Below are 18,604 nucleotides of genomic sequence, written 5' to 3'. Positions count from 1 at the left end.
CCAACCTGCCATAGACAGGGCTGATCCTGTCGTTAAGGCGAAGTGTTGCAGGGCTATTCACTACAGCCGCCCAACCCACGATGCAGGCTAGCGCGGGCTACGGTGACCGTCGACGTACCCGGCCGCAGTGCGAAGCCGGTGGTGGACACGACGGCAGCCAAGCAATCGCTCGACTGGCTGACCTGCACTTTTCGCATAAATCCCCTGTTCGCACACAAGCAGCTGCTCGACTGACTCGCTGCCGGCGTCGCCGTGCCGTGAACACGGTGGGCGGGTGCGCCGTCCGGTGCTGAGGCGCCGTGATGCCGCCACCGGTGCCGCCACCGGAGCAACCATTGGGGCTGCGATCAGCAACGGCCGTACCTCGCAGGCAGCCCGCTCGGGAGAACGAACATCATTGGGTTGTCGGGGCGAATCCGGATCAACTTCCAGGTGTGTTCACGAACAGGCGAAGCTGCACCGCCTGCTTCCCACCTCTTCTCGATTCGGTTACAAATCTTTACCGAAATCTTTACAAAGGGGGTACGGTTTTGGCCCTCGTGGTCGGTCGGCGTGTCGCAAATGGTCGGACCCTGGTCGGACATCGCTGTCTCGACAGACCATGCGACGACCATGGTGTCCACTGCAGTTCTGGCGGGCTGGAGTTCCAACGTCTGATGGCTTGAGAAATCGGGCCATGGCCGGTGTGAGGCGACGGTCCCTTCTCTCACGCCGGTCGGGCAATATCCGGACGCTCTGGCCTGGTCAAAAGAAGTCGAACCCGACGACCGAAAGGGGCGAACCGGCGCGCCAGCTACAGAAACTGCCCCGGGTATGCCTCAGCCACGGCGAGTCCCAGGCCGGCGGTGCTTTTCAACGAGCGTTTGAACGTTTCACTCGGTATCTTCGACGGATTCCGGGCGCTGAGCACCGGGTTGGGGAACGGTTTCGTCTATCGCGCGGTCATACGGGTGCTCAGGCAGTGGACGGTGTTGGGTCGCATGCCAACTGCGCATCGCCGCTTCATGCTGGTCGGTGGTCAGCGCTGGCACCGGGAGTGGCGCTTGATCAACCCGTGATCGCAGGCCGTCGAGGAAGATTGCCACATACCGGCGCCACAAATCGGGTCGACTGTCGCCGGCGAACTCGGTGACAGCACCGGCGATAACGGATACCAGGGGCAGATCGGTGTCGCCGATATCAGCGCGAAGATAGCCGGCGGCGCTGGCCTTTTCGACGACTTTGGCGACCATCGGGTCCAGGCGCAGCCGCGCCGCTTCCACCCGGTCGCCGCCGTGGGCGCGACTGAGCACAGCCTCCCGGAGTCCCTGGTCCCGCGCCGTCAATTGGCACATCTCCTCGACGAAGAACACCAACCCGTTCCACGAGTCAGGCATACTCAGGGCAGTTTCGCCCAGTGCGGTGATCTCGTCGATCCCGTCCTCGAAAATGGCATCGACCAGCGATTGCTTGGTGGGAAAGCGCCGGTAGACGGTGCCCACGCCTACTCCGGCGTAGTGGGCGACCTCTTTGCGCGTGGCCTCTAGACCACGCACTGCGAACAACTCGCGTGCCGCTTCCACGATGCGCTGCCGGTTGAGGACAGCGTCTTTGCGCAGCGGTCGCCGGGGAGGTCGGCCGATGTCCATCTGCGAAGTGTAGGTCACACATTATGTGGATTGACCCGGTCCACTTATTTGTCTATGTTTACCGTGCGAACGCCTTCCGACTCCGCATACGTGGTGGACGGCCAGTGAAAGGACCATTTCCATTGGGCCCGAACGGCGGACGCCGAGGCGGCGTACAGGCGGCCGCGAACGCTGAACTACCCGGTCCGCGCCTTGCCGGTTCGATGAGCTGGGCATGATCCGGGGTGCAGTCCCCAATGTCGTCGGGGACGTACCGATCGTCGCGATGACGAGCGTTGCCTAATTTAGGAGGACTGCGGTGAAGGTGTTGAGAAGGTTGTGGATTCCGCTGCTCATCGTCGCGGTGGTGGTTGTCGCAGGGTTGGTGGTCGACCGAGTCCGCGGTTACTTCGGCGCGGAGGGCACCCGGGTGACGCCGGTGAACTTCGCCAATGATCCCGAGCCCTTCGATCCCAAGGTTGTGACGTACGAGGTGTTCGGCAACGGAACCTATGCCGACATCAACTATCTGGATCTGGAAAGTCGGCCTAAGCGCGTGGACGGTGCTTCCCTGCCATGGACGCTGACACTGAAAACCACTGACCCGTCAGCATTCCCGAACATCATCGCGCAGGGCGACGGGGACAGCATCACCTGCCGCGTCAGCATTGACGGGGAAGTCAAAGACGAGAGGACCTACACCGGCATGGCCGCCCAGACCTTCTGCTTGGTGAAATCTGCATGAGCACATCGGTAAGCGGCGCGCGGACGAATGCGGAGCCGGCACCCCCACAGGATGCACGTGGACGGCTCGCGGTGTGGATCCGCCGACTGTCGGTGCCCATCATCCTAGGTTGGCTGGCCATCATCGCCATCCTGAACATCACCGTGCCGCAGCTGGAAGTTGTCGGGCAGCAGCAGTCGGTCTCGATGAGCTCCGAGGACGCACCGTCGATGATCGCCATGAAGCGCATCGGCAAGGTATTCGAGGAATTCAATTCCGACAGCTCGGCGATGATCGTACTGGAGGGCGAGCAGCCCCTCGGTGACGAAGCCCGTCGCTTCTACGGCGAGATCGTTGACAAGCTCGAGGCCGACACCCAACACGTCGAGCATGTGCAGGACTTCTGGGGTGACCCACTGACCGCGACCGGGGCCCAGAGCCCTGACGGCAAAGCGGCCTATGTTCAGGTATATACCGCGGGAAACCAGGGTGAGGCCGAAGCCAACGAGTCGATAGCGGCGGTGCAGGACCTCGTGGCCGGTGTCCCGGCCCCGGACGGGGTGACCGCCTATGTGACCGGGCCGGCGGCGCTGATGGCTGATCAGCAGATCGCCGCCGACCGAAGCTTGAAGCTGATCGAGGCAGTGACGTTCACGATCATCTTCGTGATGCTGATGCTTGTCTTCCGCTCGATCGTCACGATGTTCTTGGTGATCGCCATGGTCGTCGGGTCGTTGTTCGCGGCGCGGGGAGTGGTGGCTTTCCTCGGCTACCACCAGATCATCGGACTCTCGGTGTTCGCGACGAACCTGCTGGTGACTCTCGGTATCGCGGCCGCCACGGACTACGCGATCTTCTTGATCGGCCGCTATCAGGAAGCCCGGGGTTACGGGCAGAGCAGAGAACAGGCGTACTACACGATGTTCCACGGCACCGCGCATGTGGTGCTGGGTTCGGGTCTCACGATCGCGGGTGCGACGTTCTGCCTGCAATTCACCCGGCTGCCGTACTTCCAGACGCTTGCTGTGCCTCTGTCGATCGGCATGGTTGTGATCGTTGCCGTGGCCTTGACCCTGGGTTCGGCAATGGTGGTGGTAGCCAGCCGCTTTGGCTTGCTGGAGCCCAAGCGAAAGCTACGGGTGCGGGCATGGCGCAGGATCGGCGCCGCGGTGGTGCGCTGGCCCGGCCCTATCTTGATCGCCACGATTGCGCTCGCATTGGTCGGCCTGCTCACCCTGCCGGGGTACGAAACCAACTACAACGACCGCAATTACCTGCCCAAGGACATCCCGGCAGCCGAAGGGTACGCCGCGGCGGAACGTCATTTCGACCCTGCCCGATTGAATCCGGAGTTGGTGATGGTCGAAAGCGATCAGGATCTCCGCAATCCGGCCGACTTCCTCGTCATCGAAAGGATCGCAAAGGCGATCTTCGGCGTCGACGGTGTCGCGCGAGTGCAGACGATCACCCGTCCGCAGGGCACCCCGATCGAGAACACCTCGCTCGCCTACCAGATGGGCATGCAGGGCGTGTCCAGCCAGCTCAACAAGAAGTACCAGGAGAATTTGCTGGCGAACACGCTCAAGCAGGCTCAGGATATGGACAAGAACATCGCCGACATGGAGCGGATGTCAGCCATCACGACTGAGATGGCTGGGCTCATGCAGGAGATGGTTTCCAAGATGGACACCATGGTGGGCAGCATCGAGGACTTGCGTGATGGGATAGCCGATTTCGACGACTTTTTCCGGCCGTTCCGTAACTATCTCTATTGGGAACCGCACTGCTTCGACATTCCGGTGTGCTGGGCGCTGCGATCGGTGTTCGACACTCTCGACGGTATCGACACGATGACGGCCGATTTCAAAGAACTCACTCCGATCATGCATCGCCTTGCGGCGCTGATGCCGGAAATGGTGACGTTGATGCCGTCGATGATCGAGAACCTGAAAACCCAGCGGACGATGCTGTTGACTCAGTACGCCACCCAGAAGGGCCAGCAGGATCAGCAGGCGGCGATGCAGGACGACGAGAACGCCATGGGAGAGGCATTCAACGAGGCGCGCAACGACGACTCGTTCTATCTGCCGCCGGAGGCTTTCCAGAACGCCGAGTTCAAGCGCGGCATGGACATGTTCTTGTCTCCCGACGGACATGCGATCCGGTTTATGGTTACCCACGAGGGTGATCCGATGTCTTCCGAAGGCATTTCGCGGGTCGAGCCGATCGAGAACGCCGTCGCGAAGGCGATCAAGGGGTCACCGCTGGAAGGCTCCCGGATCTACATGGCCGGCACCGCATCAATGTTCAAGGACATGTCGGACGGCAATCGCTACGATCTGCTGATCGCCGCGATCGCGGCGCTCAGCCTGATCTTCATCATCATGGTCATCATCACGAGAGCTGTCGTGGCCGCGGTGGTCATCGTGGGTACCGTGGTGCTGTCGCTGGGCAGCGCCTTCGGATTGTCCATCCTCATCTGGCAGCACCTCCTGGGTATCGAGCTGCACTGGATGGTGCTGGCCATGTCGGTCATCATCTTGTTGGCCGTCGGAGCCGACTACAACCTGCTGGTCGTAGCGCGGCTCAAGGAGGAGGTCCACGCCGGGGTGAAAACCGGGATCATCCGGACGATGGGCGGTAGCGGGTCGGTCGTGACCGCCGCCGGGCTGGTGTTCGCGTTCACCATGATGGGGATGTCGGTCAGTGAGCTGACAGTGCTCAGCCAGGTGGGCACCACCATCGGTCTGGGCCTCCTGTTCGACACACTGGTGGTGCGTGCCTTCATGACTCCCTCCATCGCGGCGCTACTCGGAAGGTGGTTCTGGTGGCCGCAGATGGTGCGTACTCGTCCCACCCCGCAACCGTGGCCTCAGCCAACACAATTGACATCGGTCTGACCGGCCGGAGCTGACGAGGCTGCCCCGGATCTCGCGGCCGCGCAGGTTTTGGCGGATTGAAGACAAGGAGCTCACTTCGATGACGGACGACACCTCGGCCTGGACAGATTTCGACGCCCTTTACCGCGACGAAGGAACTGTGGACGGCCTGCCTCCTCTCACACCGTGGGATATCGGCGGGCCCCAGCCCGCCGTGCAGTTACTCGTGGCCTACGGAGCCGTGCGTGGCCGCGTGCTCGATCCCGGCACAGGTCCGGGACATAACGCTATCCTCTACGCTTCCAAAGGATTTCAAGTGACCGGCATCGACGTCTCGCCGGCGGCGATCGACCGGGCCAAGCTCAACGCCGACCGTGCGGGGGTGGACGTCGACTTCCGGGTAGGTGACATCACGGCGCTGGACGGGCTCGACGAGCGTTTCGACACTGTGGTGGACAGTGCGGTCTATCACGTGTTCGCAGACGACGAATCGGCCCAGAGCTCGTACGCGGCCGCGCTGCATCGGGTGACGAATCCGGGGGCGAGGCTGTACATGTTCGAGTTCGGCCAGTTCAACCTCAACGGCGTGCCCGGAGAGGGGCTGCCCGCTGACAACTTCGATCGCGTGCTCGCCCCTGCCGGATGGCGCATTGATCACCTGGGGACAACCTCATTCCAGCACCATTTCACCGCCGAGGCCTTCGCGCACGTACCCGACGCTCCGAGCGGCCCGTACGGTGAACGGCTGCAACGGGTCAGGAAGCGTCTCGGTGTCATCGAACCTCTACTCGAGAACAACGTTCTGCACTGGCCGGTCTGGGCAGTCGTCGCCACCCGTATCGACTAGAGGCCGGGCTCGCCAGCCGACTACGGGGTGATCAACGATTTGAGCATCGGCGCGATCAGCTTCAGGATGTCTTCGATGTCGGCGTCGACCAAGTCGGGCATGTGCAGGATGAACCGCTGGCTGGCTATTCCCATGAGAACGGCCCCTACCAGGGCGGTGCGCAGCCGTGCATCGGGAGCGTCGACAGTGGCTGACAGCGTGTCGATCGCCTGGGCCGTGATGTGTTTGCGCAGGATGTCGGCAGCCGCCTCGCTGGTCATGCTGGTCCGCAACAGCACGGCCATGGGGCTGTTGGGATCGGCCGCCCATGCGGTGAGCATTGCGCGCGCGTAATTTTCGACCGTTCCGGCAGCGTCCTCGGTGGTGAGGTCGGCCGCTGGGATCTCCCAGTACACGGCTTCGTGAAAAAGGTCCTGCTTGGTGCCGAAGTATTTGATGATCGACGACTTGTCGACCCCAGCCGTCGCGGCGATAGTGCGAATTGTGGCGCGCTCGTAGCCGACTTCGGCGAAAACGGAACGGGCCGTTTCGAGGATCCGCCGCCGGGTGCGTTGTCCTTTCCGCTCGGCGGCGGATGTCGGTTCGGCACCCGTTGTGGATAGCTGATGCGCGGTTGTCACCAAAGGCCTTTCGCGGTAGCGGTTCGAGTCATGATGCCACTCGTCGGAGAAAGTAGACAAGCGGTGCCAATTTCGGGCACAGTGGCAGTAGGTCGAGACGTGGCCGTTCGCGCACCCACCCCACGATCGGAGGAGATGACGGTGACAGAACCACGTATGGATTGGGACAGCGTCTATCAACAGGAAGTCCGGCCACCATGGAGCATTGGTGAACCGCAGCCAGATTTGGCTGCGCTGATCGAACGGGGGAAGGTCCGCAGTGAGGTCCTGGACGCCGGGTGCGGGGAAGCTGCTCTTTCACTTGCGCTCGCCGAACAGGGCTATGCCGTCGTGGGGCTCGACGGCAGTGCCACCGCGGTGGCCGCCGCGAACGCGGCGGCAACGGAACGGGGTTTGACCACCGCCAGTTTCGCCCAGGCCGACGTCACCGACTTCCAGGGGTATGACGGCCGGTTCAACACGGTTATGGACAGCGGCTTGCTGCACGCGTTGCCGGTGGAGCGTCGTCAGGCCTACGTGGAAGCCATCCATCGGGCAGCGGCTCCGGGCGCGCGACTGTTCATCCTCGCGTTCGCCAAAAGGACCTTCGGCGGCGACGGTCCCGGTCCCAACGGCTTTACCGCCGAGGAGCTTCGCGACACGGTGGCCACCCGGTGGGTCGTCGACGAGGTGCGCCCGGCCAAGCTCTACGCCAACGACGTCCAGATGCCGGGTGGGCCGGCTCCGACGACCGACGTAGAACGCGACGACAAAGGTCGGCTGATGATGCCGGGCTACCTTCTCCTCGCGCACAAGAGCTGACGATGACCGAGCTGCGCTGGGGGCATTGCACGCCGCGCCAAACTGGGTACCCCGAGGGCGTCGCTCGATGAGCGTTCGAAAGGGAGTAGAGCATATGCTCACGCCTCACCACTCCAGAGCCCATTGGCAGCCAGACAGGGACCGGATTACCCGGGTGGCCGGCCTGCCTGCCCCGGCGAGCCCTGAGCCGGCGGGGCTGTCAGCGACATTCACGACATCGTTCTATGAGCTGCTCGCCGCGGGTGACCGGGCAAGTGCTCTCCAGGTCCTCGATGAGGAAATACAGCGCACCTATGAACTTCACGACGCCGTCGACGAGTTCGAGCGTCGGCTCCATGCAGACCGGTGCGAGGCCACACAACGATCAGGAGGTAGGACGCCATGACGAACCCGAGTCGAGACGCGATGGACTGGGACGGTCTTTATCGGCAGGAAACACTGCCGCCGTGGAGTATTGGCCAGCCGCAACCCGAGCTTGCTGCGTTGATTGACGCTGGCAAGGTACACAGCGATGTGCTGGATTCGGGCTGTGGTCATGCCGCACTCTCCCTGGAATTGGCCGCCCGTGGGTACACGGTCGTTGGCCTGGATGCCAGTGCGACGGCTATCGCGGCCGCGGAGTCGGCTGCCCAGCAGCGAGGGCTGCGCACCACGACCTTCGCGCAGGCCGATGTCACCGCATTCGGCGGTTACGACGCACGCTTCAACACGATCATGGACAGCGGGTTGTTCCACGCATTGCCACCGGACAAGCGGCAGGACTACCTGCAGTGCATCTTGCGCGCTGCGGCGCCCGGAGCCTCACTCTTCATTCTTGCGTTCTCTGCTGAAGCGTTCGGTCACTCGGATCAACCGGGTCCTGCCGGACTCACCGAAGACGTACTGCGCGAATCGGTCTCGAAGGTATGGGCGGTTGACGACGTCCGCCCGGCTAAACTGTATGCCAACGAAGCACATCTGCAGGGCGCCCCGGGAACACCTCCCGCCCACGTCGATCGAGACGATGAGGGGCACCTGAGGATTCCGGGACTCCTGCTCACAGCCCACAAGCCACGATGACCGATCGGCAGGCAATAGCGTTCACCGACAAGGAAATCGCTTACCTCAACGCCCAGCAGCTCGGACGTTTGGCGACAGTCGACAGCCACGGCCACCCACACGTGGTCCCTACCGGATTTCACCTCGACGTCGGCAAGTCGGTACTCGAGATCGGCGCGCACAATCTGCCCGATCGCGGCCAAAGGCGCCTCTACTTCAGGCATATCGCGGCGGACCCGTACGTGGCGTTCGTGGTGGACGATGTCGCGACCGAGCCGGATTGGACTCCGCGTGGCGTAGCGGTGCGCGGAAAGGCGCACATCCATGAAGAAGGGGGCGAGCGTCTGGCCCCCGGGTTCGGGCCACGGTGGGTCGAGATCGTCCCGGAAACGATCAGTTCATGGGGCATCGACACCACACCGTATGAGCCCCCTAACTTTCGCAGGCTGGACAACCGATAGCGGACCTGTCGGGTCGAGGCAAGGGAGCGCAGATATAACGAAAAGCTCTGTATGTCAACAGGTATAGCGGACCGTGTCCCGGCTCCACTGCGTTGCGGTTCGCGATCCCGGCGCGCCCGCTCGGCGCAGTCGGCCACCAGCAACTGCGTAGGTTGCAGGCGTACAGTCGGTGACAGGTTGGTTATACCGGCTAACTAGAATGGTCAGGAGGCGAGGAGTATGGCTCGCACAGAAAATGACAGTTGGGACCTTGCCACGAGCGTGGGAGCGACAGCCACGGGTGTGGCTGTCGGCCGCGCGCTCGCCAGCCGCGGTGAGGATCCTCTGATCGACGATCCGTTCGCCGAGCCCCTTGTCAGGGCAGTCGGGGTGGATTTCTTCACGCGCTTGGCCACTGGTGAACTCGACCCGGCCAGCGTTGACGACGGGGTCGAATTCGGGATGGCCAGAATGCGGGACATGATGGCGGTCCGGACCCGGTTCTTCGACGACTTCTTCATGCAGTCTGTGCGCGACGGGATCCGCCAGGTGGTCATCCTGGCGTCGGGCCTCGACGCCCGCGCCTACCGGCTGCCGTGGCCACAGGGCACTGTCGTGTTCGAGATCGACCAACCCAGGGTGCTCGAGTTCAAAGCCAAGGCGCTCGATGACCTGGGTGCCGTCCCGATAGCGGACCGTCGGGCCGTCGCTGTCGACCTGCGAAACGACTGGCCGACGGCTCTGCGATCGGCCGGTTTCGATCCGAGTCTTCCGGTGGCCTGGAGCGCTGAGGGACTGCTGCCGTTCCTGCCGCCGCAAGCTCAAGATCAGCTGCTCGACAACATCACCGAGCTGAGCGCCGCAGGCAGTCGACTGGCGTCGGAGAATGTCGCGAACGCGGCTCAGACCGTGACGACGCTGCAGAGCCGCATGAGTGAGGCCATCGACAGCTGGCGCAGGCACGGTTTCGACATCGACATGGATGATCTCTGGTACCCCGGTGACCGTAACGATGTCATCGACTTCCTGAGTGCCCGCGGATGGCGCACTACGGGTACGAGTATCACCGAACTGATTGCTGCGCAGAATATTCCACTACCTGTCGAAGGTGATGCGAAGGAAGCGTTCAACGTGATGGGATATGTCACGGCCACGCGAAGCTAGCGTCGGCCAGGGGGCCGTGTCAGGCCAGGTCGGCGTGGAGTCCTCGGCGCGGTCACGTACACGGGCGGCGATCCTCGCTGCGACCGCTTCTGCTCTTGCCGCCAACCCGACGGCCACCTTGGATGAGATCACTGCCGTTGCCGGCATCGGCCGCACGACGTTGCACCGCTACTTTCCCAGCCGAACCCGACTCTTACACGCGGCCGCGATGAACTCGGCCGCCGTTGTGACCGACGTTGTCGCCCAGGCGGTTACCGATCAAGGGCCGGCCCTGGAGGCTGTGCGGCGGCTGGTGTTCGCACTCGTGCCCGTGGGCGATCATCTTGTCTTTCTGCTGGGCGCCCCGAAAGGGTTGGAGAACATCGCCCCTGGGGATCGGCCCACCCATCGCCGGGTGACCCACCTGATTCAACGGGGCCACCGCGAAGGGGTGTTCCACTCGGACTTCTCACCTCGATGGGTACAGCGGTGGCTTCTCACACTGCTTCTCGCCGGATGCCAAGAAGTCAGCATATGTGGGTTGCCCCTGCACACTGCCGCACCTCTGATCCTGCGCACGTTCGAGCGCGGCATCGCCGCGGACCGCGATTGTTGACACGACCTACTCCCACAAGTATCAAGGAAGTTGATGGTTGAGTAGGCGTGCCCGCACCGGGCCGTCGCATCGATCGATGGGAAGGAAACAACTATGTTTGGTGCAGGTTTTCCGGCTGGGCCGGGTTTTGGCGGGCCGGGATTCGGCGGATTCGGCGGCCCCGGGTTTGGTGGGTTCGGTGGACCTGAATGCGGAGGTTCGGCTGGATTCGGTGGGCCGGGAGGTCCGGGCTTTGGCGGGCCGGGCTTTGGCGGTTTCGGTGGCCCCGGGGGGCCGGGGTTCGGTGGGCCCGGTTTCGGCCCTGGTTCGGGATGGGGGTTCAAGCGTGCGGCATTCGGCACGGCGGTCGTGCTCCTGGAAGGACCGGCCAACGCCGCTCAGATCGTGGACCGTGTGTCGCAAGCGACCGAAGGAGCGTTTTCGCCTCCGGCGGACATCGCTGAACTCGCTATCGGATTGCTCGCTGCCCGTGGCTTGGTGTCAGTCGATGACGGTGTGGCCACGTTGACCGAATTGGGCCGCAATCTGCTGGCCTGGCGGGGTGTCACCAGCGAAACCGCAGCGGTGTTCTTCAAGCGTGCCGCACAGTTCGTCGATGTGTTCAAGATTCGTAAGGAGCTCTTCGAGGTGGCCGGCCTGGCCAGGTCCATCGTCTGGTCCGGCACCGACGAGCAGAAGGCAGAGCTCGCTGAGGCGCGCACCAAGATTCTGGACGCCGTCACCGAGGCGAAGAAGGACTTGCACCGCGTCTTGGCCGAGGACTGAGACTCGCTGCATCGCGCAGCGAAGAGATACCACCATCAGGTCGGGCCGGCACGTTCTCATCGTGTCGGCCCGACCCCCGCGCGCAGCCGCTCGATTGCATCCGTGCCGCCGGTGGTGCCCGTCGATGTCAGCGCGCGGTCCCTCGATGTTCGGTGGCCGGCTCTGAGTCGCATGGCAGGTGAAGTTGCACAGAGCCATGGCCGTGTCCCACACTTGCTCAGTATCAAGTAGCTTGCGACATCCGACGGCATTCCAGTCTCGTCGCTCCCTGACGAATCAGGCAGCTTTTCGAAGGTAGGAACAGTGGACACGAGTATGGCGCCAGGTCGGGTACGAGCGAACGCCACCAACGTCCATCCCGCCTTGGCGTTGATCGTCATCGCCGCGGCGCAACTCATGGTGACGTTGGACAACACCATCGTCAATATTGCCCTTCCCAGTATTCAGACTGAGCTGGGCGTTGCACCCGCCAACCTTGCGTGGATCGTCAATGCGTATGCCCTGGCGTTCGGCGGGTTGCTGCTGCTGGGCGGCAAGTCGGGAGACCTCTATGGCCGGCGGCGGATGTTCCGCATCGGTATCTCCCTTTTCGTCATCGCCTCGACGCTCGGGGGATGTGCCAGCGGACAGGAATGGCTGATCGCAGCGCGCGTCATTCAGGGCATCGGAGGAGCGATCGCGGCGCCGACCGCGCTCGCCCTGATCGCCGTGAATTTCTCGGAAGGGGCGCCGCGGAACCGGGCGATGGCGGTATATGCCGCGATGGCCGGCCTCGGTGCCACAGTCGGGCTCCTGCTGGGCGGAGTGCTGACCGAGTATTTGAACTGGCGCTGGGTGTTCTTCGTCAACATCCCGATCGGCCTGCTCGTCTTGGCCGGCACCGTCACCCTCGCCGAAGGCCGACGCAATGAGGGACGTCTTGACCTGCCCGGGGCGATCACCGGAACCGGTGGCCTGCTGGCGTTTGTGTACGCCATCACGCGAGGCGGTCAGCATGGGTGGTCAGATGCCTTGACGGTGGGGTGTTTCGCCACTGCAGCGGTATTGCTCGGCGGCTTTCTGTGGTGGCAGACAAAGTCAACGCACCCGATGCTGCCGCTGCGGTTGTTCGGTGAGCGGTCCCGTGCCGGTTCCTACGCCACGATGTTGTGCATCGGCGGAGGGATGTTCGCAACCTTCTACTTCCTGTCGCTGTACATGCAACAGATCCTCGGGCTCACACCGGTCCGAACCGGATTGGCGTACTTGCCGTTCAGCATCGGTATGGGCGTCGCAGCCGCGGTGAGCTCCAAACTGGTCGCGCGGGTGGCACCGCGGATCCTCGCCGGCACCGGACTCGTGATCGCCGCGAGCGGAATGACGTGGCTGAGCACCCTGCAGCCTGAGTCAAGCTACATCGCCCACTTGATGCCGGCCATGTTCGTCATTGCGGCCGGGCTGGGGCTGGTGTTCGTACCGATGACCCTGGGCGCCGTGAGCAAGGTGGGCGATCAAGATTCCGGAGTTGCGTCAGCACTGCTCAACACCTCCCAACAAGTCGGCGGTGCATTGGGTTTGGCGATACTGACCACCATTGCGACCTCGGTCGCCAACCACCGGATGCCCGATGCCGCTTCTGCGCTCTACCGCGGACTCGCGGTGCACGACCCAGCGCTGATCCGGTCAGCCAGCAGTGCCCTGACCGACGGATACACCACAGCCTTTGCGGTATCGGCCGTGTTTTTCCTCGCGGGCTTGCTTGTTTCCGTCGTGGCGATCAATGCTCGTCCACAGCAGCCCGCGGCCACCGCCACCCACATGTAGATCACCAGTTCCACCAAGCCCGGACGCGAAGGTCGACCTGAGACTTCTTGGGAACAAGGTGATTAACCCACGACGCGCGGTCATTGACGAGCCGAGGTGCTCCTGCGCGACGGTGACACTTGCGCTGCGGTATCCGCAACCTCGACGAGAAGCTGTTTGAGCCGGCGTTGTTTAGCGGGAGCTAATCCGCTCAGGGCCCGTTGGTCTGCCAACTGGGCGGCCGATTCCGCCTGCTTGAGCAATGCCTGCCCCTGACGAGTGAGTTTCGCCGGCATCGCTTTGCCTGCCGACGTCGGCCGCGGTCGTGTCACCACACCGCGTTCTTCAAGCCCGTTGAGTACCTGGTTCATCGCCTGCGCCGACACATTGGTACCGCGTGCCATATCGGCACTCGTGAGCCCAGGGGTCATGGATAACATACGCATGCAAACGAACTCAGGCACGCTGATGCCCAGCGGACTCAATTCAGCGGCAAGGTGCGGTCGCAACACCGCCACCAACCGGTACAGCAGGTAACCCAACGGCTCATCGACTAACTGGCGCATGCTTCTATGCTGACACGCGCTGTGACGTTCACCGCCGCGCGTGCGCGATTCGTCCGTCCGGGCGCTGCACCGCGACAGGCGCGGGGTGGGCTGTGTCATGCCGTGATGAAGTCGGCCATCATGGCCATGTCTTCATGCTCGAGGTTGTGGCAGTGGACCAAGTACGTCCCGTGGTAATCGGTAAAACGGGTAATGATTTCAACCGCCTCCGAAGGTTGCACGTCGACGGTGTCCTTCCAGCCACTGTCGTATGGTCCCGGGCTGCGATTGTTGCGCGATAGTACTTGAAAATGGTTGAGGTGGACATGAATTGGATGATGTACATCAGTGATGAACCGCCAGATCTCGACATCGCCCAACCGGGGTCGGGCCAACGGCCGACCCGGTTGATACGCCACGTCGTTGATCGACCAGAGTCCACCTGGGCCAAGGCCGAACTTGAAGGTGCGCGTGGTAGTGACCTGATCGACGGGTAATGGCTGCACACCGGAACTGAGTTGCTGCGGCACCGAGGAGTCGTCGCTGCGGTCCTGGCCGACGATGTCGAATCGCATCACTTCGGTGGTTGGCCCCTCGCCCAGGCGATTGACCAGGCGGACGCGCGTTCCTGGTGTGTAGCGGGAAAAGTCAATCACGATGTCGAAGCGTTCGGCCGGGGCAATGTCGATGGAACTGTGTGGGACGGGCCGCTCCAGAAGTCCGCCATCGCTGCCGATCTGAGTGAACACGGCGCCGTCGGGCGGGGGCGGATCCAGTTGGAGTCGGTACCGGCGGGCATTGGAGGCATTGAGCAATCGGAGCCGGTACCGTGCGGGGTCGGTCTGCAGGACTGGCCACGGCGCACCGTTGACCAAGATGACATCGCCCAGAACACCATTCATGTAGTCGGCGAGCACCCGGCCGTCGCTGTCGACCGGATAGTGGAACGAGCCGTCGGCGGCAAATGACCGGTCGGCGATCATCAGAGGAACATCACGGTGGCCCCGCGGCAGCGGTAGGGCGTCTTCCTCTGCGTCACGAATGAGGTGAAACCCGGCCAGGCCCCGCCACACGGATTCGCCGGTGTGGTCCATACGATGATCGTGGTACCACAATGTCGACGCTCGCTGGTTCATCGGATAGACGTAATCGCGTTGCCCGACAACGGTATCGCGCATCATCTCTCGGTCGGACATGCCGGAATGCGACATGCCGGAATGCGACATGTCTCCGTTGGGCATCCCCTCGTGCGGAAGGATCAGGTCGAGCGGATACCCATCGTGGGCGGCCGGGGTGTGACCTCCGTGGAGGTGCACCGCGACCGGAACGGGTAGCGCATTGTGGTGTCGCACAACTGCCTGTCGGCCAGACCGCGACACAATCGTGGGGCCGGGAAAACTGCCGCCGTAGGTCCATGCCCGGGTTGTGAGACCAGGCAAGATCTGCAGCTCGACAACGCTCTGCGTCACCTCGTAGTAGTCAGCAGCGGCGTCCTGTCGCACCGGCTGCAACTCAGCCGGCACGGGCAGCTGGACCTGGTAGGGCGGTGGCAGGTGCACCTGGCTGCGCAGCAGCCGGCCCGGCTCCGCCGAACCCAGTACCCGATGGGGAAAGCCGGCGCCGATAGCGCCGATTCCCACCGCTGCAGCACCCAGCTGCAACAAGGTTCGTCGTTTCATCGCTGTATGACCGAACGTTGAGGATCTTCGGTCGTGGGTAGCGGCAACCGCCATACCGACAACGTCAATTGAGTGATGCCGAGAATCAGCATCACTCCGAGCGGGATGTGCAGGCCCGTCAGCCGCTCGAGTCCGGTCGCTGACTGCGCCAACACCACGACGAGGGTGCTCACGGCCAGGGGAACCAGGTATTTCGGGCCTCCGGCTCGACGTAGCGCGACCAGCGCGACGATCTGTAGGAGGGCGAGCACCTCGGTGACCCGGGCACCCACCGAATGCAACATCAATGCGTCGTAGCGCCCACCAAGAAAATTACCGGCGAGTGCGGACTGGGCGATAACCACCACGACCAACGTCGCCGTTACTGATCTGGCCAACAGGTGTGGCCACCGCGATGCGGCATGGGCCGTCGCGCTGAGCTCGACTTGTTCAGCAACCATCGTAGGGTCAACCTTTCTCTGGCCCCGACGGAGAGCCGGCGGTTTGTTTCGTGGTGTGGAAGCCAGCTCGGTCCTGGGCCCAGAACCGCGATCAGCCGAGACAGGTGTCGGCCACAGCCCAAAACCGGCATGTGGACAACATGGTTTCCTTGGACGCGTAGTCGATGCTGCCTTCCGGTGAAAGTGTACAAGCGTTTATTTTTTGCTGCGATGGATACGGTTCCCGCCTGCTATCGCCACGCCGACAGCGGGAGGACATGTGGGCAGCAAGGCCTGCGCCACTTGAGGTCACAGTCGGGAACTACCCGTACCCCGTGCATGCGGACCGCGCAATGCGTCGTTCCCAGTGTCGGAAACCAATGAATCGTGTGGGCTGGGGCCCACTACGGGAGCGCGGTGAGTCGGATGATCGGCAGCTGCCGGTCGGTCTTGTCTTGATACCCGGCGAACCGTGTGGATTCCGTGGCGATGCGTTTCCACGCTGCTTCCCGTTCGGCGCCGTGGAGTTCTTCGGCGGTGACGTTGTGGGTGTGGCCGTCGACTTCGATGCGAACACGCTGTGGATTCGCGGCGATGTTGTGGTACCAGGAGGGGTTGGTTTTCGCGCCGGCGTTGGATGCCACGATCAGCCAATTGCCGTTTCGGTCGGGGAAGTAGGCGACGGGGCTGGTCCGCTCGGCGCCGCTCTTGGCGCCGATGGTGGTCAGGATGAGTGAGGGCATGGTGCCGAATGCCTTGCCGGTCCGCCGGATCTGGCTGCCGATGATTTTGTTGAACCACTTCGATATCGGTGTGAGCAAGGGGTTTCTGGATATGCCCCGTGTGCCACGGGGATGTTCGAAAGTCATGCTTCGGCTCCTGTCTGTTGATTCACGGGTTTCGATTCGATGCTGCTGTCGTGGTCGTTATCTCGTTGGCCGACGGCGGCGACGAACGTGTCGGCGAATATCTCGCAGGCTTGGTCGATGTCGGGTAGGGCGACCTGAGGTAGGTGACTGAAGGCGGGACGCAGCAGCAGGTGCAGTGTCAACGGGCCGATCATTTGGTGCAGGAGGATCGGCATGGGCAGGTCCCGCAGGCGACCGGCGGCGACTTGATCGGTAAGCCATGCGCCGATGCCCCCGAATACGCGCGGGGTTTGATACGCGATGAGGGCCTGGATGTCGGATGCGTGTGGCCGCGCAAGGGCTTCGGCGATCATGGCGGGGGTGACGCGCGGTTCTCGTGACAGTACGCGGGCCATCTCGCGGTAGAGCGCCAGGACGGTGCCGCGTAGGTCGTCATGGTCGCAGGCGGCCAGTACGTCCTCGGTGTCCACGACCGGGCTGTAGCGCTCAAAGATGGCCAGGAGGAGTTCGGAACGCCCGCCAAATGTGGTGTACATGCTCGGCACGGAGCATCCGGCCGCAATGGCGACGGCCTCGAGTGTGACGGCGGCGAGGCCGTGTTCGTCGATCAACGTGGCGGCGGCGGTGATTGCTCGTTCGCGCACGGGTGGGCGGCCGCCGGGATCGACGCCGGCAGCGCGGACCGCGTCGTCGAGGGACTTGCGGGATCCGCCCAGCCTGCGTTGCAGCGTGCTGCGGGAGATGCCGGCCTGGCGTGCGATGGCGTTCAACGACACATCGGCCACATCGCGCCCGGAGGTTTTGGCAACCCGCAACGCAGCGTCGACGAGATCCGAGTGGACGGAGGAATCACCGCTCATGCTTGACACACTACTATAGTTAGTCTGTACTCGGTACCTAGTGGGTGGTGCAGATATGTGAATCCGGCCGCGACGTCCGCCATCCCCGAACAAAGTGAGGTCTCCCATGGCGAACAGTGCTCCCAGTGCAAACTTCGAGAAGCTCTACAGCGACAAGCAGACCGCCGACGGTTTACCTGCCCTGACACCGTGGGACATCGGTGAGGCCCAGCCCGCGGTGAAACACCTGGTCGCGTGTGGCGCTGTCAACGGTGAGGTTCTCGACCCCGGGACCGGACCGGGTCACAACGCGATCTACTACGCATCGCAGGGATATTCGGCGACCGGGATCGACGTGTCACCGTCGGCCATCGAGCGCGCACAACTGAACGCCGAGCGTGCCGGCGTCACGGTCGACTTTCAGGTCGCTGACGCAACGAAACTCGATGGGCTGGAAGGCCGGTTCGACACCGTGGTTGACAGTGCCTTCTATCACGTCTTCGGCGACAGCGAGGACATTCAGTCCGCCTATGCACACGCGTTGCACCGCGCAACCAGGCCCGGGGCGCGGCTGTTCATGTTCGAGTTCGGAATGCACAACGTCAATGGCCTCCCGGGTATGGGGCTCACCGCGGAAAACTTCCAGCGTGTCCTGCCGTCGGCCGGGTGGCGCATCGACTACCTCGGAACGACCACCTACAAGAGCCACATGAGCGCCAAGGATTTGGCAGCGATGGGCGCCAACGCCGGGAATGCAGGATTCGCCGAGCGGTTGAGGCCGGTGCATGAACGGCTTGCGGTCATCGAGCCGATGCTGGAAAACCACGTCGTGCACATGCCCGCGTGGGCGGTCGTCGCCACCCGCATCGACTAGCCACCCAGGCTCGCCCCGATCAGGGCCGAATGGGGCGACATGAACCAAAGCGCAATCGCCCACTCCTGATTGATATTTCGGTCACGTGGCGATCGTCATCACGTCAGCGGAAATTGA

At 63.2% G+C, this 18,604-nt stretch carries 19 protein-coding genes; 12 read left to right on the top strand and 7 right to left on the bottom strand.

Annotated features, from left to right (window positions below; genetic code table 11):
- The first annotated feature begins 102 nt into the window (after positions 1-102).
- Positions 103-234 carry a hypothetical protein gene (locus tag RMCN_RS31945; RefSeq protein WP_263987653.1) on the top strand — a complete coding sequence of 44 codons (132 nt, stop codon included), beginning with the start codon at positions 103-105 and terminating at the stop codon, positions 232-234.
- 638 nt (positions 235-872) lie between these two features.
- On the opposite strand, the gene RMCN_RS30295 is transcribed toward RMCN_RS31945, so the two are convergent.
- The gene (locus RMCN_RS30295; RefSeq protein WP_067396926.1) at positions 873-1,628 is read right to left on the bottom strand and encodes a TetR/AcrR family transcriptional regulator; all 756 of its coding nucleotides are present in this window, start codon (positions 1,626-1,628) and stop codon (positions 873-875) included.
- Positions 1,629-1,926: 298 nt separating this feature from the next.
- Between RMCN_RS30295 and RMCN_RS30290 the strand changes: the two genes are divergently transcribed.
- From RMCN_RS30290 to RMCN_RS30280, 3 genes are all read left to right on the top strand, one after another.
- Complete coding sequence (locus RMCN_RS30290; RefSeq protein WP_067396924.1) at positions 1,927-2,352, top strand: MmpS family transport accessory protein; 426 nt, start codon at positions 1,927-1,929, stop codon at positions 2,350-2,352.
- The gene (locus tag RMCN_RS30285) at positions 2,349-5,231 is read left to right on the top strand and encodes an MMPL/RND family transporter (RefSeq protein ID WP_067396922.1); all 2,883 of its coding nucleotides are present in this window, start codon (positions 2,349-2,351) and stop codon (positions 5,229-5,231) included. The genes RMCN_RS30290 and RMCN_RS30285 overlap by 4 nt, the downstream gene beginning before the upstream one ends.
- Positions 5,232-5,310: 79 nt before the next feature.
- The gene (locus RMCN_RS30280) at positions 5,311-6,057 is read left to right on the top strand and encodes a class I SAM-dependent methyltransferase (protein WP_067396920.1); all 747 of its coding nucleotides are present in this window, start codon (positions 5,311-5,313) and stop codon (positions 6,055-6,057) included.
- A 20-nt stretch (positions 6,058-6,077) separates the two neighbouring features.
- On the opposite strand, the gene RMCN_RS30275 is transcribed toward RMCN_RS30280, so the two are convergent.
- A complete protein-coding gene (locus tag RMCN_RS30275; protein WP_067396919.1) occupies positions 6,078-6,677 on the bottom strand; it encodes a TetR/AcrR family transcriptional regulator in 600 nt (199 codons plus the stop codon).
- A gap of 141 nt (positions 6,678-6,818) precedes the next feature.
- On the opposite strand from RMCN_RS30275, the gene RMCN_RS30270 reads away from it, so the two are divergent.
- The 7 genes from RMCN_RS30270 (at position 6,819) to RMCN_RS30240 (ending at position 13,283) form a co-directional block, all read left to right on the top strand.
- Positions 6,819-7,478, top strand: coding sequence for a class I SAM-dependent methyltransferase (locus RMCN_RS30270; RefSeq protein WP_067396976.1), 660 nt, complete (start codon positions 6,819-6,821; stop codon positions 7,476-7,478).
- Positions 7,479-7,859: 381 nt separating this feature from the next.
- On the top strand, positions 7,860-8,537 hold the full coding sequence (locus RMCN_RS30265) for a class I SAM-dependent methyltransferase (protein ID WP_067396917.1): 678 nt from the start codon (positions 7,860-7,862) through the stop codon (positions 8,535-8,537).
- On the top strand, positions 8,534-8,977 hold the full coding sequence (locus RMCN_RS30260) for a PPOX class F420-dependent oxidoreductase (RefSeq protein WP_067396915.1): 444 nt from the start codon (positions 8,534-8,536) through the stop codon (positions 8,975-8,977). Before RMCN_RS30265 ends, RMCN_RS30260 begins: the two co-directional genes overlap by 4 nt.
- 219 nt (positions 8,978-9,196) lie before the next feature.
- Entirely contained in the window at positions 9,197-10,120 is a 924-nt protein-coding gene (locus RMCN_RS30255; protein ID WP_067396913.1) for a class I SAM-dependent methyltransferase, read from the top strand.
- Positions 10,121-10,136: 16 nt separating this feature from the next.
- Positions 10,137-10,715, top strand: coding sequence for a TetR/AcrR family transcriptional regulator (locus RMCN_RS30250; RefSeq protein ID WP_234787847.1), 579 nt, complete (start codon positions 10,137-10,139; stop codon positions 10,713-10,715).
- 93 nt (positions 10,716-10,808) lie between these two features.
- Positions 10,809-11,480, top strand: coding sequence for a hypothetical protein (locus RMCN_RS32195; RefSeq protein ID WP_067396912.1), 672 nt, complete (start codon positions 10,809-10,811; stop codon positions 11,478-11,480).
- A 303-nt stretch (positions 11,481-11,783) separates the two neighbouring features.
- Positions 11,784-13,283, top strand: coding sequence for an MFS transporter (locus RMCN_RS30240; protein ID WP_201029017.1), 1,500 nt, complete (start codon positions 11,784-11,786; stop codon positions 13,281-13,283).
- Between the two features lie 80 nt (positions 13,284-13,363).
- Here the strand turns inward: RMCN_RS30240 and RMCN_RS30235 are convergent, their stop codons facing one another.
- From RMCN_RS30235 to RMCN_RS30215, 5 genes are all read right to left on the bottom strand, one after another.
- Positions 13,364-13,828 (bottom strand): MarR family winged helix-turn-helix transcriptional regulator, encoded by a 465-nt coding sequence (locus tag RMCN_RS30235; protein WP_067396909.1) that lies wholly within the window; start codon positions 13,826-13,828, stop codon positions 13,364-13,366.
- A gap of 95 nt (positions 13,829-13,923) precedes the next feature.
- Positions 13,924-15,471, bottom strand: a complete 1,548-nt coding sequence (locus RMCN_RS30230) for a multicopper oxidase family protein (protein ID WP_234787845.1) — start codon at positions 15,469-15,471, stop codon at positions 13,924-13,926.
- An 11-nt stretch (positions 15,472-15,482) separates the two neighbouring features.
- A complete protein-coding gene (locus RMCN_RS30225) occupies positions 15,483-15,926 on the bottom strand; it encodes a hypothetical protein (protein WP_084377898.1) in 444 nt (147 codons plus the stop codon).
- A gap of 383 nt (positions 15,927-16,309) precedes the next feature.
- On the bottom strand, positions 16,310-16,726 hold the full coding sequence (locus RMCN_RS30220; RefSeq protein WP_308206371.1) for a nitroreductase family deazaflavin-dependent oxidoreductase: 417 nt from the start codon (positions 16,724-16,726) through the stop codon (positions 16,310-16,312).
- 44 nt (positions 16,727-16,770) lie between these two features.
- On the bottom strand, positions 16,771-17,634 hold the full coding sequence (locus RMCN_RS30215) for a TetR/AcrR family transcriptional regulator (protein WP_067396904.1): 864 nt from the start codon (positions 17,632-17,634) through the stop codon (positions 16,771-16,773).
- A gap of 106 nt (positions 17,635-17,740) precedes the next feature.
- Here RMCN_RS30215 and RMCN_RS30210 point away from each other — a divergent pair, with 106 nt between their 5' ends.
- Entirely contained in the window at positions 17,741-18,487 is a 747-nt protein-coding gene (locus tag RMCN_RS30210) for a class I SAM-dependent methyltransferase (RefSeq protein WP_067396902.1), read from the top strand.
- The last annotated feature ends 117 nt before the right edge of the window (positions 18,488-18,604 follow it).

This window comes from Mycolicibacterium novocastrense (assembly GCF_001570485.1).
In the GTDB taxonomy this organism is placed as follows: Bacteria; Actinomycetota; Actinomycetes; order Mycobacteriales; family Mycobacteriaceae; genus Mycobacterium; species Mycobacterium novocastrense.
The sequence above is the reverse complement of the archived record's forward strand: the minus strand, read 5'-3'. Positions and strand labels throughout refer to the sequence as shown.

Excerpts from the sequence above, each read along its gene's own strand:
- RMCN_RS30295 (WP_067396926.1), bottom strand. The coding sequence starts at position 1,628 with ATGGACATCGGCCGACCTCCCCGGCGACCGCTGCGCAAAGACGCTGTC.
- RMCN_RS30285 (WP_067396922.1), top strand. The coding sequence starts at position 2,349 with ATGAGCACATCGGTAAGCGGCGCGCGGACGAATGCGGAGCCGGCACCC.
- RMCN_RS30280 (WP_067396920.1), top strand. The coding sequence starts at position 5,311 with ATGACGGACGACACCTCGGCCTGGACAGATTTCGACGCCCTTTACCGC.
- RMCN_RS30265 (WP_067396917.1), top strand. The coding sequence starts at position 7,860 with ATGACGAACCCGAGTCGAGACGCGATGGACTGGGACGGTCTTTATCGG.
- RMCN_RS30260 (WP_067396915.1), top strand. The coding sequence starts at position 8,534 with ATGACCGATCGGCAGGCAATAGCGTTCACCGACAAGGAAATCGCTTAC.
- RMCN_RS30255 (WP_067396913.1), top strand. The coding sequence starts at position 9,197 with ATGGCTCGCACAGAAAATGACAGTTGGGACCTTGCCACGAGCGTGGGA.
- RMCN_RS32195 (WP_067396912.1), top strand. The coding sequence starts at position 10,809 with ATGTTTGGTGCAGGTTTTCCGGCTGGGCCGGGTTTTGGCGGGCCGGGA.
- RMCN_RS30235 (WP_067396909.1), bottom strand. The coding sequence starts at position 13,828 with ATGCGCCAGTTAGTCGATGAGCCGTTGGGTTACCTGCTGTACCGGTTG.
- RMCN_RS30225 (WP_084377898.1), bottom strand. The coding sequence starts at position 15,926 with ATGGTTGCTGAACAAGTCGAGCTCAGCGCGACGGCCCATGCCGCATCG.
- RMCN_RS30215 (WP_067396904.1), bottom strand. The coding sequence starts at position 17,634 with ATGAGCGGTGATTCCTCCGTCCACTCGGATCTCGTCGACGCTGCGTTG.
- RMCN_RS30210 (WP_067396902.1), top strand. The coding sequence starts at position 17,741 with ATGGCGAACAGTGCTCCCAGTGCAAACTTCGAGAAGCTCTACAGCGAC.